Source organism: Vibrio metoecus (genome assembly GCF_009665255.1).
Classification (GTDB): domain Bacteria; phylum Pseudomonadota; class Gammaproteobacteria; order Enterobacterales; family Vibrionaceae; genus Vibrio; species Vibrio metoecus_B.
This window is the reverse complement of the sequence record NZ_CP035686.1, coordinates 739,730-754,643: the sequence shown is the minus strand read 5'-3', so window position 1 is coordinate 754,643 and position 14,914 is coordinate 739,730. Positions and strand designations below refer to the sequence as shown.

Annotated in this window: 14 protein-coding genes; 4 read left to right on the top strand and 10 right to left on the bottom strand. The window is 48.6% G+C overall.

Going from position 1 to position 14,914, the window contains the following annotated elements; translation table 11 throughout:
- Positions 1-62: 62 nt before the first annotated feature.
- The 7 genes from fadD to EPB59_RS18400 all read right to left on the bottom strand — a co-directional run bounded on the left by fadD (position 63) and on the right by EPB59_RS18400 (position 6,591).
- Positions 63-1,763, bottom strand: coding sequence for a long-chain-fatty-acid--CoA ligase FadD (gene fadD, locus EPB59_RS03595; RefSeq protein WP_055051015.1), 1,701 nt, complete (start codon positions 1,761-1,763; stop codon positions 63-65).
- 121 nt (positions 1,764-1,884) lie between these two features.
- A complete protein-coding gene (locus EPB59_RS03590) occupies positions 1,885-2,739 on the bottom strand; it encodes an alpha/beta fold hydrolase (RefSeq protein ID WP_154171573.1) in 855 nt (284 codons plus the stop codon).
- Positions 2,736-3,293: a Slp family lipoprotein gene (locus tag EPB59_RS03585; RefSeq protein WP_154171572.1), complete on the bottom strand. Its 558-nt coding sequence runs from the start codon at positions 3,291-3,293 to the stop codon at positions 2,736-2,738. Before EPB59_RS03585 ends, EPB59_RS03590 begins: the two co-directional genes overlap by 4 nt.
- Before the next feature lie 16 nt (positions 3,294-3,309).
- On the bottom strand, positions 3,310-3,615 hold the full coding sequence (locus tag EPB59_RS03580) for a hypothetical protein (protein ID WP_000253638.1): 306 nt from the start codon (positions 3,613-3,615) through the stop codon (positions 3,310-3,312).
- 45 nt (positions 3,616-3,660) lie between these two features.
- Positions 3,661-4,359 carry a tRNA (adenosine(37)-N6)-threonylcarbamoyltransferase complex dimerization subunit type 1 TsaB gene (tsaB, locus tag EPB59_RS03575; protein WP_154171571.1) on the bottom strand — a complete coding sequence of 233 codons (699 nt, stop codon included), beginning with the start codon at positions 4,357-4,359 and terminating at the stop codon, positions 3,661-3,663.
- The gene (locus EPB59_RS03570) at positions 4,356-6,296 is read right to left on the bottom strand and encodes an ATP-dependent DNA helicase (RefSeq protein WP_154171570.1); all 1,941 of its coding nucleotides are present in this window, start codon (positions 6,294-6,296) and stop codon (positions 4,356-4,358) included. Before EPB59_RS03570 ends, tsaB begins: the two co-directional genes overlap by 4 nt.
- Positions 6,297-6,387: 91 nt before the next feature.
- Positions 6,388-6,591, bottom strand: coding sequence for a hypothetical protein (locus EPB59_RS18400; protein WP_000356701.1), 204 nt, complete (start codon positions 6,589-6,591; stop codon positions 6,388-6,390).
- A gap of 272 nt (positions 6,592-6,863) precedes the next feature.
- On the opposite strand from EPB59_RS18400, the gene purU reads away from it, so the two are divergent.
- Complete coding sequence (gene purU, locus EPB59_RS03560) at positions 6,864-7,697, top strand: formyltetrahydrofolate deformylase (protein ID WP_154171569.1); 834 nt, start codon at positions 6,864-6,866, stop codon at positions 7,695-7,697.
- A 112-nt stretch (positions 7,698-7,809) separates the two neighbouring features.
- On the opposite strand, the gene EPB59_RS03555 is transcribed toward purU, so the two are convergent.
- Positions 7,810-9,810, bottom strand: coding sequence for an NADPH-dependent 2,4-dienoyl-CoA reductase (locus EPB59_RS03555; RefSeq protein WP_154171568.1), 2,001 nt, complete (start codon positions 9,808-9,810; stop codon positions 7,810-7,812).
- A 229-nt stretch (positions 9,811-10,039) separates the two neighbouring features.
- Between EPB59_RS03555 and sppA the strand changes: the two genes are divergently transcribed.
- Entirely contained in the window at positions 10,040-11,890 is a 1,851-nt protein-coding gene (sppA, locus tag EPB59_RS03550) for a signal peptide peptidase SppA (RefSeq protein WP_154171567.1), read from the top strand.
- Between the two features lie 116 nt (positions 11,891-12,006).
- Positions 12,007-13,020 carry an asparaginase gene (gene ansA, locus EPB59_RS03545; protein WP_154171566.1) on the top strand — a complete coding sequence of 338 codons (1,014 nt, stop codon included), beginning with the start codon at positions 12,007-12,009 and terminating at the stop codon, positions 13,018-13,020.
- Between the two features lie 77 nt (positions 13,021-13,097).
- Here ansA and EPB59_RS03540 read toward each other — a convergent pair whose 3' ends face one another.
- Entirely contained in the window at positions 13,098-13,385 is a 288-nt protein-coding gene (locus tag EPB59_RS03540) for a YeaC family protein (RefSeq protein ID WP_000381015.1), read from the bottom strand.
- A gap of 103 nt (positions 13,386-13,488) precedes the next feature.
- On the opposite strand from EPB59_RS03540, the gene EPB59_RS03535 reads away from it, so the two are divergent.
- Positions 13,489-14,307 (top strand): DUF2989 domain-containing protein, encoded by an 819-nt coding sequence (locus tag EPB59_RS03535; RefSeq protein ID WP_055051006.1) that lies wholly within the window; start codon positions 13,489-13,491, stop codon positions 14,305-14,307.
- A gap of 45 nt (positions 14,308-14,352) precedes the next feature.
- On the opposite strand, the gene msrB is transcribed toward EPB59_RS03535, so the two are convergent.
- Positions 14,353-14,757, bottom strand: coding sequence for a peptide-methionine (R)-S-oxide reductase MsrB (msrB, locus tag EPB59_RS03530; RefSeq protein ID WP_055034715.1), 405 nt, complete (start codon positions 14,755-14,757; stop codon positions 14,353-14,355).
- Positions 14,758-14,914: the final 157 nt, after the last annotated feature.

Below are 14,914 nucleotides of genomic sequence, written 5' to 3'. Positions count from 1 at the left end.
AGAAAATGCCGGCAGTTAAGGCCGGCATTCTAACATTAAAAACACTCTCAGCTGGGTACAGCTTATGCGCTTTCTTTAGCCTTTGCCGCTAATTGTGCGTCATTTTCTTCACGCAGCACACGACGCAGGATTTTGCCTACGTTGGTTTTTGGCAGATCGTCACGGAATTCAACCAATTTTGGCACTTTGTAACCGGTCAGATGTTTACGACAGTGAGCAATCACTTCGTCTTTGGTTAGGCTCGGATCACGCTTCACCACATAAATCTTCACCAACTCACCCGACGCTTCATTCGCTTGACCAATCGCCGCGACTTCCAGCACTTTGCCGTGCAGTGCGACCACATCTTCAATTTCATTCGGATAAACGTTAAAGCCTGAAACCAAGATCATGTCTTTCTTACGATCAACAATGTGGATCAAACCTTGGTCATCGAATTTCACGATATCGCCGGTTGATAACCAGCCCTCAGCATTGAGCACTTCTTTGGTCGCTTCAGGGCGCTGCCAGTAACCTTGCATGACTTGTGGGCCGCGCACTTGCAGTTCACCGACTTGATCATTAGGTAATGCATTACCGGCATCATCCACAATACGCACTTCGGTTGACGGAACAGGTAAACCAATCGCGCCCGTATAGTCCGTCAAGTCGTATGGGTTGCCAGTAACCAATGGCGAACACTCGGTCAAACCATAGCCTTCTAGCAAATGGACACCGGTAGTCTTTTTCCAACGCTCGGCGACAGCACGTTGTACCGCCATACCGCCACCTACCGCTAACTTCATATTTCTGAAGTCGAGCTCGTGGAAATCTTCGTTATTAACCAATGCGTTAAACAGGGTATTTACGCCAGTAATTGCCGTGAATGGGTACTTTTGTAACTCTTTGACAAAACCCGGAATATCACGCGGGTTGGTGATCAAGAGGTTGCTGCCACCCATTTCAATAAACAGCAGGCAGTTTACGGTTAGGGCAAACACGTGGTACAGCGGCAGCGCGGTGACCACCAACTCACGCCCCTCTTGCAGCACTGGGCCGTATGCGCCTTTGGCTTGCAACACATTTGCCACCATGTTGCGATGCGTCAGAATTGCGCCTTTAGCCACACCGGTTGTTCCGCCAGTATATTGCAGGAAAGCGATGTCTTCTCCGGACATAAACGGCTTCACATACTGCTGGCGACGACCTTTGTGCAGCGCTTTGCGCATCGAAATCGCGCCCGGCAGATCGTACTTAGGCACCATGCCTTTAACGTATTTCACAACAAAATCGACAATCGTGCCTTTGGCGCGTGGCAGCATCTGTCCAAGACTGGTCAGAACCACATGCTTCACCTGAGTATTGGCAACGATCTGCTCTAAGGTGTTGGCAAAGTTAGACACGATCACAATCGCGCGTGCATCAGCATCGTTCAATTGATGTTCGAGTTCTCGCGGTGTATAGAGCGGGTTCACATTCACCGCAATCATACCGGCACGTAAGATACCAAATAACGCGACGGGATATTGCAGCAAGTTTGGCATCATCAGAGCGACTCGGTCGCCCTTTTTCAATTTCAGATCATTTTGTAAGTAAGCGGCAAAAGCGCGGCTGCGCTCTTCCAGTTTACGGAAAGTCATCACCGAGCCCATATTCATGAAGGCTGGCTGATCCGCATACTTGTGTACCGATTGTTCAAACATTTCGACCAGTGATGGGTACTGATCAGGATTAATAGTTTCCGGTACGTCTTTCGGATAACGTGAAAGCCAAGGTTTATCCACGGTAATACTCCTCGTTATTGGCTGGCGCTATTCTTGTTGTTGTCATGCAGTTGTCATGCAATTGCTGACCGCTATTACAGCACAGCCAAAGTGGTTGAGCACGTAACTCTCAAACACTTGTTTAAATTTTGTTAACTAAGCCAAAGATCAATTCAGCGACCGATTGTGGCTGTTCTAAATGGCAGTGGTGGCCACCCGTTACAGTGTGAATAGGGATGGCGGCAAGATTCTCTTCTTGCACTCTCTGCTGGAGCGAAGCAAACCCCTGAGTTCCTAGAATCACCTGCTGCGGGCAACACACTTGCTCACGGATCTGCGCCGCTTGCTCAGGTGACATCCGATACAAAGAATCCGCTTTGAGTTTGGGATCGTGTCGCCAGAACCACTGTTCATCATGCCGGTAAGTGCCACGTTCCACCAACGGGCGCAGCAACTCTCCGGACAACTGATTGACCAAAGCACGATGGCGCAGTGCATGATCGAAGCTCGAATAACCGCGAGGTTTGGCGTTACGTAACGCATGGCGAGAGCATACCCCTTGCCGTAAGCGTGTGACACTCTCTGTGGCAGGCTCAGAAAGTGGGCCAAAGCCTTCTATCTGCACTAAACCGCTGACTTGCTCAGGAAAGGCGGCACTATAACAACTTGCGATTAAAGCACCAAGCGAATGACCTACCAACACGTGTTTGTTTGGCGATAAGTTGAGCAAAAGCTGATCAATATCGTCGATATAGTCATGAAATGGGTAATAACCCGCTTTATGCGGTGATAACCCATGTCCCGGAAGATCAATGGCACATAAATGGAGCTCAGGAGCCAAAGCATGCAAAGCTTGCATCAATGATAAAAAGCTCGCTGCATTATCTAGCCAGCCATGAATAAAAATGACCGATACCTCGGCCATTTTTGCATCACCCACTTCCACTGCAGCGAGTTGCCCCAGCTCTAGCGAGTACGTGGTTTCGTTCAGCTTCATTTGACTTCTTGAATAATCTTCCCGTCACGTTCTGGCAACGTTCGCGGCCAGCAATGGAAACCACGACAAGGAAACATATAAGGGCCAATGTCATCAATTTGTACTCGCTCTTCAACGCGCCACAAATGATAACCTTGAGCATTCACTACCGGATAACGGTGTTGATACTCACCCACTTTACCTAGCTCAGGCTCGGCAATTGTACCGTACACGGTAAGTAAACGCCCTTCACCAAAAGTGATAGGGTCTAAAAAGCCCGGCACATAAGCGACAAAGCGACCTTGTGGTTCTTGATGAATATTTGGACGTCCTGCGCTATCAATCGGCAGGTTGACCAATTCAATACGGGTACGATCTTTTTGGTTGCTGATATTGGCAACAACCCCACCCATTCGGACAGGTGATTTCGCAGCAGGATCCAGATCGAGCCAAGCCGCATACTGAGTCACCACTGTTTTATCATCCGGATTGCCCAACTCAGGTGGCAAACTCGCACAGGCAGACAGCAGCAAAGCGATGGCAGGAATAAAAAGTTTCATCAAATGTATCTTCACTGAATTGACCTCATTTTTAGATGTAGATATCGACCCCAAGCAACTGCGCAAGTTCCTCTTTACGTGCTTGGTTCATCACATCCAGATACTCTTCCATCGCCTTGCGAGCACGCCCTTCAGGTAAATCGTACTGCACTTGTGCGCGGTGAATATCCGACTCACTGACTTGGCGAATCGATTCCGCAACCGCATTGGCAACTTTGCTGGTCGATGAAACGCTCTTGCCACTCTCGCTCTGGCTAACTTCGCCCTTTTTCCCCGCTTTGGAGGTTTTATTGGTGCCGGGCAGCCGCGCCGGAGGTAATCCATTAATTGAAACCATACTGTTCCTATCGATTAGCGAGTGAGTGAGCGCTCATCTTCTGCCTTACTCTCGGCCGGGAAGCTTTTTCCAAGCCACGGTATCACGCAGATACACTGGGCTTGCCTGCTCAACACTCATGGTATTGCCTTGCGCCAATTCAAACTGAGCCAAATAAGCAATATCTTGCGAATCTGGGTAAAGCACTTCACTGGTTTGCACTTGCAGCGGCAGATCCGCCAGTGCTGGGTAAGCGGCCCACCCTGTTCCGGCTTTGCCCCAAACCTGCTCGTCTTGCGTCAAGGTCTGCGCCAACAGCGCAGGTGCAATCACACACTCCGCTTCCGCGGCTTGCCAACTGCCATCTTCTTGACGCACATAGCGTCCCCAATACACTTCTTCCATGCGCGCATCAATCGCGCTGGCAACATGGGTCATGCCTTGTAGACGATACGCGGCTTGCGCCATCGCCGCTAAGGTGGAAATGCCAATCATCGGCAGATTCGCCCCAAAGGCTAAACCTTGTGCAATTCCAATGCCAATCCGTACCCCAGTAAAACTACCTGGGCCACGACCAAAAGCCAAAGCATCCAATTCTTGTAGCGTTACGCCTGCTTCTTTTAATACTTCATCCACCATAGGCAATACTTTTTTGGTGTGATCACGCGGGGCGATTTCACTGCGTGAATAAACGGTATTGCCGACGAGTAGCGCGACAGAACATCGCTCGGTGGCGGTATCTAAGGCGAGAATTTTTACGCTCATGAGTCTCTCTGATTGATTTCAGTTACAGCTAATTGTTGTAGAAAAGTGGTCACTACGTCCAGATCCCGCGTGCGCGGAATCGGCGGTAAACTGGCGAGGAACACCCCGCCATAATCGCGCGTGACCAGTCGATTGTCACAGATGATCAACGCGCCTTTGTCGTTTTTATCGCGGATCAGACGACCCACACCTTGCTTTAAGGTGATCACCGCTTCCGGCAGTTGCACTTGGGCAAACGGATCACCACCACGCAGGCGGCAATCTTCAATGCGAGCTTTGAGCAACGGGTCATCGGGTGCGGTAAACGGAAGTTTGTCGATGATAACACAGCTTAAGGTATCGCCTCTAACGTCAATCCCTTCCCAGAACGCGCCTGTGGCCACCAATAGCGCATTGCCCAGTTCCATAAATTCGGCCAGCGTTTTCTGTTTGCTGGTTTCCCCTTGCATCAAAACCGGTAAGGTTAAACGTTCGCGAAAACGTTCGCCTAAATCACGCATCATGCTGTGCGAGGTACACAAAAAGAAGCAGCGCCCTTGGTTGTGTTCAATCACTGGCGCGAGCATACATACCAGTTTATCGGCCAGTCCGGGACTATTGGGTTCAGGCAGATAACGGGGCACGCATAATACGGCCTGTTGTTGGTAATCAAACGGGCTGACCAGTGAGAATTGTGCGCTCGGGATTAATCCAAGTCGCTCAGTAAAATGGCTGAAATCATCGTTGACCGCCAAAGTCGCGGAAGTGAAGATCCACGCGCCCTCTTTTTGTTCAATCTGCTCACGAAATTTATCCGCCACAGACAGCGGCGTGATGTGCAAACTGAAATGACGCGGCGTGGTGTCATACCAATAGGAATAACCGGTGATGGAGACATCACACACACGGCGAATGCGGCCTAAAATCACTGTGGCGCGTTCAAACGCGGTATCCAGAAGTTGGCTACGCCCCAAAGCCAGTTTGAGCACATCCAATGCAAATTGCAGCGCTTCATTGAGCCGTTCGACTTCTCTTGCCACGGTCGGCACTTTCAGCACTTCACGCCAGTTGCCACGATAGCCCGGCTCACCAAGCACAATGCGCAAATCCATTGCCGCCTGTACCAGTTTGTCCGACACTTTTTGCAGTTGGCGCATATCTTTCGCTTCGGTGCGATAACCGAGTTCGATATCTTTCGCCAGCTCTTGCACTTGGCGGCTCGATACCGACTGACCAAAATATTGGCTCGCGATGTCCGGCAGTTGGTGCGCTTCATCGAAAATGAACACTTCTGCTTCAGGAATTAACTCACCAAAGCCCGTCTCTTTGATCGCCAAATCGGCCAGAAACAAGTGATGATTGACCACGACCACATCCGCATCCATCGCGCGACGGCGCGCTTTGGAAACAAAGCAGTCTTGGTAGCTCGCGCACTCTTTGCCCAAGCAGTTGTCGTTGGTCGAAGTTATCGTGGGAATAATTAAGCTATCTTCCGCCAGATCGTCACATTCCCCTAAGTCACCACTTTGCGTGCTAGCTGCCCAACTGCGCACTTTCACCAACTGAGTGAGCAAGGCCGGATCGGATTCAGGAGTGTGGCTTTCCACCATTTGACGACTTAAGCGATCGAGGCAGAGATAGTTAGCACGGCCTTTAAGCAGTGCAACTTGGCCGAAAAAGCCTAACGCACTGACCATCAAAGGCAAATCGCGATGGAAAAGCTGCTCTTGCAAGTTTTTAGAACCGGTACTGATAATGACCTTTTTGCCACTGAGCAAGGCTGGAACTAAATACGCGAAGGTTTTTCCGGTTCCTGTACCCGCTTCGACCACCAACTGAGATTGGTTGGCAATGGCACTGGCGACCGCTTTCGCCATATCCACTTGTGCTTGTCTGGGTTGAAAGCCCGGAATCGCTTGGCCTAATGCGCCTTGCTGGGAAAAGGTTTTTTCAATCATGCCAATTCTATGTGCAACGGAAATGGCGCGATTATGGCAGGTTTTAAGCAGCGGTGCGAATGACAATCTCACTCACACCGCAGAGGAAGCGTTACTTGCGATTCAGATAACGAGCAAGCCAAGGAGGCGCATCGTAACCCGATGTTGGGGTTATGGTCATGGCTTTGGCCGCTTCAGATGGAGAAGCTCGGTTTTCCCACATTTCTTCCAAAATATGCTCATCCATGGGTTGATCTCCGAGCAGTGCCTCTACCCGCTCGACATACAATTTACGTGCGAGAAGTTCTTTATCCATATACGACCACCTTACTACTCTCATTAATAAGAAAACCACACATTCAATGCTGAATAAACCTAAGTATTACTTGGCTAAAGCGATTGAATCTGTCTTGATAATAGATTAATTATAGGTGCGTATTTGCGGGCTGCATCACCGTTCAGCAGCCGCCGATTTGTTTTTTAGAATGAAAAAATTCGCTAGCCCCGAATAGTTTGGAATCGCCATAAACATCTCTGTGGTTTCAAGCAAATAGGGCATATTTCTTTTTTGCATGGAAGTACTTATCAATGGAAAAAAAAACCCTGCTGACGCATTGCCCTGATGCGCCGGGACTGATCTCCAAGATCACCAATATTTGTTATAAGCATCAACTCAATATCATCCACAATAATGAATTCGTGGATAATGCCAGCGGTCACTTTTTTATGCGTACTGAGTTGGAAGGTTATTTCAACGATGCCACGCTACTGGCTGACCTTGACCATGCACTACCACAAGGTACGCGTCGCAAACTGATCAACTCGACTCGCAAACGCATTGTGGTTCTCGTAACCAAAGAAGCGCACTGTCTGGGCGACATTCTGATGAAGAATTACGATGGCAGCTTGGATGTGGATATTGCGGCAGTGGTCGGCAACTACGACACTTTGCAACGTTTGACCGAGCGTTTTGATATTCCTTACCACTGTGTTTCCCATGAAGGTTTGTCACGCGAAGAGCACGAGCACGCGCTACTGGAGGTGGTTGATCAATATCAGCCGGACTATCTGGTACTCGCCAAATATATGCGTGTCTTAACGCCCAGTTTTGTTGAACGTTTCCACCATAAAATCATCAATATCCATCACAGCTTCTTGCCTGCCTTTATTGGTGCGAAACCTTACCAACAGGCTTATGAACGTGGTGTGAAAATCATTGGTGCTACGGCGCATTTTGTGACCAACGATCTCGATGAAGGACCGATCATCAAGCAAGACGTGATTCCGGTCGATCATACCTTTAGCGCGCAAGATATGGCGCAAGCTGGACGCGATGTAGAGAAGAATGTGCTCAGCAAGGCGCTCAACAAAGTGCTGAATGACCACGTATTTGTCTACGGCAACAAGACTGTCATTTTGTAACGAGCCCTCAGCAATAGAAAACAATCACCACCGCTAAAAGCGGTGGTTTAGGGATGACAATAATAAAGGGCACCGAAGTGCCCTTTGTCGTTCGTGGTTTTCGCTCAACAGGTTATAATCGAACTGCCAGCTCAACACCTTGACGAATTGCACGCGCGGCATCCAACTCTCCGGCCACATCTGCGCCACCAATCACATGTAGCTTGTCGCCCAGCTCAGCCCATTGCGCCTCAAAAGGGCGTACGGATTCTTGACCTGCGCAAATGACCACGCTATCAGCGTCAATCAGCTCTGGCTTGCCATCGCGCTCGATATGCAGGCCCTGCTCATCAATTTTCTGATACTGCACACCACCAACCAAATGCACACCGCGTTTTTCTAACGTGCGTTTATGGATCCAGCCCGTGGTTTTACCCGGCCCTTTACCCACCGCACCTTTGCGCCGCTGCAGCAACCACACTTCTCGTTCACTGGTGGTCTCTGGGTAGGGGTACAAACCGCCGGGGTGTTCGAGGGATTTATCGATGCCCCATTCGTATAACCAATCATCTAATGTTTGATCTTTCGGCTCGGTGAGCATGCTCGCCACATCCACACCAATGCCGCCAGCGCCAACAATCGCGACCTTTTGGCCTACGGGTGTCTTTTCGCGAATTAAGGTTTGGTAATCGACCACTTTTGAAGATTCACTGAGCCCTGTCAGGGTGATTTTACGAGGTGTTACTCCCGTGGCAATCACCACTTCATCGTAACCACGCAAATCACTGAACTGCACCTCACAACCGAGATGCAACTTCACGCCAGTTTGATCGATTCGATTAGCAAAGTAGCGAATAGTTTCACGAAATTCCTCTTTGCCTGGGATTTGCATAGCTAAGCGAAATTGACCACCAATCCGATCGTTGCGTTCAAAAAGATCCACTTGATGACCGCGCTCCGCAGCGGTCGTCGCAAACGCTAAACCTGCAGGGCCGGCACCGACAACCGCAATCTTTTTGCTCTGCGCGGGCTTGACCACAATCTCGCTTTCATAGCAGGCGCGCGGGTTCACTAAACAGCTCGCACGCTTGCCACGAAACACGTTATCCAAACAAGCTTGGTTACAACCAATACAGGTGTTGATGAGCGCGCTCTGCCCTTCTTGTGCTTTGCGCACAAAATCCGCATCGGCTAAAAACGGGCGTGCCATCGACACCATATCCGCCTGACCACTCGCCAAAATTTTCTCGGCTTGTTCCGGCGTGTTAATGCGATTACAGGTCACCACCGGCACACTTAAGTAAGGTTTGATCTTTTCGGTTACCCAACTGAATGCCGCGCGCGGCACTTGAGTAGCAATTGTGGGGATCCGCGCTTCATGCCAGCCGATCCCAGTATTAATGATGGTAACACCTGCTTCTTCCAATGCTTTGGCAAGTACCACCACTTCTTCAAAAGTGCTGCCCTGCTCCACTAAATCGAGCATCGATAGACGGAAGATAATGATGAACTCTTTACCGACTGCGGCGCGAATCGCTTTGACAATTTCGACCGGAAAACGGATCCGATTTTGATAACTGCCGCCCCATTCGTCATAACGCATGTTCGTTCGTTTACAGATGAACTGATTAAGCAAGTAACCTTCGGAGCCCATGACTTCTACACCGTCATAACCAGCCAACTGGGCCAACTCTGCGCTGCTGGCGAAATCTTGAATCGTATTGCGGATCTGGCGTGTGCTCATTTCACTTGGAGCAAACTTGGCAATCGGAGCTCGAATCGCTGAGGCACTTTGTGCGAAAGGATGCATGGCATAGCGACCTGCATGCAGCAGTTGCAACGCAATTTTCCCACCATGACGATGCACGGCTTCGGTCACTACTTTATGGGCTTTGGCATGCTTAGTTTTACTAAATTCGGCACTGAATGGGTGCAGACGGCCACGCAAATTGGGGGAAAAACCGCCCGTAACAATTAAACCAACGCCCCCTTTGGCACGCTCTTCATAGAAAGCCGCGAGCTTATGCAGCCCTTCTTTATTTTCCTCTAAGCCAGTATGCATAGAGCCCATCAACACACGATTTTTGAGCTGAGTAAAACCAAGATCGAGAGGCTGAAACAGATTTGGGTACATAGCGACTTCACTTTGCTTATTATTGATATGGTCTGACCAGAATATTCTTGGCGATTACAAAAATCAAACAAGCGTTTACATTTATGTAACAGCGATCAAGGTTGCGCTGGTTTGCAAGGTTGTTGTTTGCCTAGATCAGATAACGTAGGATGTGATTCGTTGTGCGCTAATTTGCACGAGAAATCTGAAGCTTTGGAGTGGAGAGTCACTCTGTTGGTCTGGAGATACCATGAAATCACTGTTTCGTTTTGTTGGCCTATTTTTGAAAGGGATTTGGAAAGCCATCACTTTCATACGGTTAGCACTAACTAATCTTATTTTCTTGCTCAGTATTGGCATCATTTATTTTATTTATATTCATGCCGATGCCCCACTGCCCACCATGGATAAATCCTCGGCACTGGTGCTCAATCTGTCTGGCCCGATTGTTGAACAGAGTACGCACATCAACCCGATGGACTCCTTTACAGGCTCTGTATTTGGTGAAGAGCTCCCCCGCGAGAATGTGCTGTTTGATATTGTCGAAACCTTACGCCACGCGAAGAATGACAACAATGTTACAGGTCTGGTTTTGGCTTTAGGAGATATGCAGGAAACCAATTTGACCAAGCTACGTTACATCGCTAAAGCGATCAACGAGTTCAAAGCATCGGGTAAGCCAGTATTCGCCGTTGGGGATTTTTACAATCAAAGCCAATATTACTTGGCGAGTTATGCTGACAAAATCTACCTCGCTCCGGATGGTGCCGTACTGCTAAAAGGTTACAGCGCCTACTCCATGTACTACAAAACTCTGCTTGAGAAACTCGATGTCACCACTCACGTTTTCCGCGTGGGCACTTACAAATCGGCGATTGAGCCGTTTGTACGTAATGATATGTCTGATGCTGCACGTGAGTCCGCTTCTCGTTGGCTCACTCAGTTGTGGAGTGCCTATGTGGATGATGTCGCGGCCAATCGCCAAATTGAGATCAAAACCCTTACGCCAAGCATGGAAGAGTTTGTCGCGCAGTTGAAAGAGGTGAATGGTGACTTAGCCGCACTTTCCAAAAAAGTGGGCCTAGTCGATGAACTGGCGACACGTCAACAAGTTCGTCAAACCCTCGCAGAAACTTTTGGTAGCGATGGCAAAGACAGCTATAACGCGGTCAGCTACTACGAATACAAAACCACCATTAAGCCAACAACACTGACCGATGCCAACGATATTGCCGTTGTCGTCGCAAGCGGTGCGATTATGGATGGCTCACAACCACGTGGTACTGTGGGTGGCGATACTGTGGCAGGATTACTGCGCGAAGCACGTAACGACAGCAATGTTAAAGCGGTCGTACTGCGAGTGGATAGCCCAGGGGGTAGCGCATTTGCCTCAGAAGTGATCCGCAATGAGATTGAAGCTCTGAAAGCAGCCGGTAAACCGGTGGTAGTTTCTATGTCTAGCCTTGCCGCTTCTGGTGGTTATTGGATCTCCATGAGCGCCGACAAAATTGTCGCCCAGCCAACGACACTGACAGGTTCAATTGGTATTTTCAGCGTCATCACCACCTTCGAAAAAGGTCTCAATAACCTTGGTATTTACACCGATGGTGTCGGTACTACCCCTTTCTCAGGACAAGGCGTAACCACAGGACTCACTCAGGGTGCGAAAGATGCCATTCAGCTCGGTATCGAGCATGGTTATCAGCGCTTTATTTCTTTGGTTGCAGAGAAACGGGGCATGACGCTAAAAGCCGTAGACGACATCGCTCAAGGCCGAGTCTGGACTGCGCAAGATGCACAAACCCTAGGCTTAGTGGATCAACTCGGTGATTTCGATGATGCCGTACACTTGGCAGCGAGCCTTGCACAATTAGAGCAATACAACTTGTATTGGGTTGAAGAGCCGCTCACGCCTGCGCAACAGTTCTTACAAGATCTGCTTGGCCAAGTACAAATTGGCTTAGGTTTGGATGCTTCTGCCCTGTTGCCAAAATCACTGCAACCCTTGGCAGTGGAGTGGCAACAACAAACCTCACTACTCAATCAATTGAATGATCCAAAAGGGCAGTATGCATTCTGTCTGCCTTGCCAAGTAGAATAGTCTACGGGGTCACAACCCTTGATATACCGAGGCGCTTTGCAAGAAGCGCCTCTTTTTATTGCAAGAGTTTTCGCTATAATCGCCGCTCTGTTCCCTACACTGAGTGATTTCTCGCTATGGCAAGAAAACATATTTATATCGCCTATACTGGCGGCACCATTGGCATGAAAAAATCGGATCACGGCTACGTCCCTGTTGCAGGGTTTATGGAAAAACAATTAGCCAGCATGCCTGAGTTTCACCGCCCAGAAATGCCTCTGTTTACCATTCACGAATACGATCCTTTAATGGATTCTTCGGATATGACCCCAGCCGATTGGCAACTCATCGCAGATGATATCGCCGCGAACTACGACAAATACGACGGTTTTGTAATCCTCCACGGTACGGATACCATGGCTTACACCGCCTCAGCTCTGTCATTTATGTTCGAAAATCTGGGCAAACCGGTCATTGTGACGGGTTCACAAATCCCACTGGCTGATCTGCGCTCAGATGGCCAAGCCAACCTGCTCAATGCGCTACACATCGCCGCCAATTACCCAATCAATGAAGTGACTCTGTTCTTCAATAACCGTTTGATGCGTGGTAACCGCAGCCGTAAATCACACGCCGATGGTTTCAGTGCTTTCAGTTCACCCAACCTGCCACCACTTTTGGAAGCGGGGATCAATATTGAACTGAACACCAACGTCAAAGTAGATGAAAAGCCGAGTGACGAGTTCAAAGTCAACCCGATCACGCCACAACCGATTGGTGTGATTACCATGTACCCCGGGATTTCTCATGAGGTGATCCGCAATACCCTATTGCAACCGGTCAATGCGATGATCCTGCTCACCTTTGGTGTCGGCAATGCACCGCAGAATCCTGAGTTACTGGCTCAGCTCAAAGCGGCGTCAGAGCGTGGCGTCATCGTTGTGAATCTCACTCAATGTCTTGCGGGCAAAGTGAATATGGGTGGTTACGCGACAGGTTGTGCGCTGGCAGACTCAGGTGTGATCAGTGGCTATGACATGACGCCTGAAGCCGCACTCGCCAAGCTGCATTATCTGCTCAGCCAAGATCTTTCTTATGAAGAAGTGAAAGAGAAAATGCAGCAAGTGCTACGCGGTGAAATGACACTGTAATTATCGGTGACAAGAGCTGAAATAGCTCAGCCAGTTCAGCTCACTTGCCAATCAGCCTCGCACTGTGCGGGGCTTTTTTATGCTTCTTGGTTTGGGTTAACACGCAGGATGTCTTCTTCCCCTGCCGTGAAACGCTTTTTGAGTTCTGCTTTTGACTTAAAAACGACCTCGCCACCCACGCCAACCGACATATGATCCGCTTCGGTATTATGCTTAGATTGATACAACATCACAGCTTGCATACAGGAATCTCGCTGCTGTTGTGAAAGTGGTGTACCCTCAGGCCACTTGCCCGTTTCCACGGCGTACAGCAAACGCTGATAAGCCTCAGGCGTAATTGCATTAATCAATTGTTGTGTGTCCATGATCTCGTCCTGCTTAAAAGTGATGTGGCGTCAACATAACGGGCTAGCGCATTGCGTCAAGAACAGCTAAATAAATAAGTGTATTTGATCACAAGCCGATATCATGAATTTGACTAAACCATTACTCATTCTCACCAGTCTCACCCTTTTAAATGGGTGCTTTGAGAATCGCAAAAACACTGAAAAACTCTGTCTAGACAACCCTAATCTACGCTGTGAACAGCTGAACTTAGACGATGGGCAATGCCGGATCCCGCGTACCGACCTGATTTGGCATCGTTACGAACTACTAAAGTCACCCAGTGATGACAAAGTAATCAAAGAATATCAGCTAGTTAGCGCATATCGAAAATGCCTCGAACTCGCATCGCAAATTCAAGCCATTGATCAAACCAAGCTGAAAGAAAAACGTTTTAATGCATTAGTGAATATGGGCAAAGAGCAAGAGCGTATCGTTGCAGAGCTCAAACAATCTCACTCTCCACAGGTGCTTTATTTCTTATGGAGCCAGATTGGCGATCACAGCGCGCGTCGCGCCTTTTTGCAGCTAGAAGGAAAACCCGAACTTGACACCGCCGAGATGCAATACGCTTTAGCCACTTTTTATACTGACCGCGATAAGACTAAAACCATCGAGCTATTACATAAATCGCTGGAGCTGGGAAATGGCAAACCACTTAATACCGAAATTCTGAAAGCCTTAGCGAGCAACTACCACGCTCTCAATGATAAAGAAGAGGCTTACCTCTGGGCAATGGTGGGGAAAGAATTTGGTGTTCCTGTTGCCTCTGAAGCTGAAATGAAACGACTATACCGTTTTAACCAAGAACAATTTACTGAACTGGATAAAACGGCAGAAATCATCGTCAAAGCAATTCGTAACGGCAACTATGCCAAATCACTCATTCCTCAACTTAAATAATGATGAAAGGTCTTAACGATAAGCGGTGATATTCTCACCGTTTTTTCACTTTTTGTTGAAAATTAACGACACAGAGTTAACACAAAATCGTAAGCCCGTCGTTTTAGGACCGTCTTCAAAAACATGCCCAAGGTGGCTATCACACCCTGCACAACGGAGCTCCGTACGTACCATTCCATGGCTCAAGTCCTCCAAATAGCACACCGCTTGCTCATTAATCGGAGCATCAAAACTTGGCCAACCACAGCCGGAATCGTATTTATTTTCTGAGCTGAAAAGCGCAGATTGGCAACACGTACAGTGGTAAAAACCTGTCTCTTTATTGTGTAATAGAGTGCCTGAATAAGGCGCTTCTGTACCCTGCTCACGGCACACATAATATTGCTCTTCGGTCAAACGCTCACGCCAGTAATCATCAGGCTTTAGCGGTTCTTTTGATGCGAATTTCACTGTTGAGATTTCCTTTTGAATTAACGTTTAGCCAACCATTTTTAGCGAAAAACTTGCTTATTTTTGAGTTTGTGGCACATACTTTTTCACTCTATTTTGAACCAGAATTCCTGATGTAAATTGGGCTTAGGCTCAGTTACATTCTATGTCAATTGGT

Bases quoted from the DNA above. Each gene is read 5' to 3' on its own strand.
- EPB59_RS03590 (WP_154171573.1), bottom strand. From the start codon at position 2,739: ATGAAGCTGAACGAAACCACGTACTCGCTAGAGCTGGGGCAACTCGCT.
- EPB59_RS03580 (WP_000253638.1), bottom strand. From the start codon at position 3,615: ATGGTTTCAATTAATGGATTACCTCCGGCGCGGCTGCCCGGCACCAAT.
- tsaB (WP_154171571.1), bottom strand. From the start codon at position 4,359: ATGAGCGTAAAAATTCTCGCCTTAGATACCGCCACCGAGCGATGTTCT.
- EPB59_RS03570 (WP_154171570.1), bottom strand. From the start codon at position 6,296: ATGATTGAAAAAACCTTTTCCCAGCAAGGCGCATTAGGCCAAGCGATT.
- EPB59_RS18400 (WP_000356701.1), bottom strand. From the start codon at position 6,591: ATGGATAAAGAACTTCTCGCACGTAAATTGTATGTCGAGCGGGTAGAG.
- purU (WP_154171569.1), top strand. From the start codon at position 6,864: ATGGAAAAAAAAACCCTGCTGACGCATTGCCCTGATGCGCCGGGACTG.
- EPB59_RS03555 (WP_154171568.1), bottom strand. From the start codon at position 9,810: ATGTACCCAAATCTGTTTCAGCCTCTCGATCTTGGTTTTACTCAGCTC.
- sppA (WP_154171567.1), top strand. From the start codon at position 10,040: ATGAAATCACTGTTTCGTTTTGTTGGCCTATTTTTGAAAGGGATTTGG.
- ansA (WP_154171566.1), top strand. From the start codon at position 12,007: ATGGCAAGAAAACATATTTATATCGCCTATACTGGCGGCACCATTGGC.
- EPB59_RS03540 (WP_000381015.1), bottom strand. From the start codon at position 13,385: ATGGACACACAACAATTGATTAATGCAATTACGCCTGAGGCTTATCAG.
- EPB59_RS03535 (WP_055051006.1), top strand. From the start codon at position 13,489: ATGAATTTGACTAAACCATTACTCATTCTCACCAGTCTCACCCTTTTA.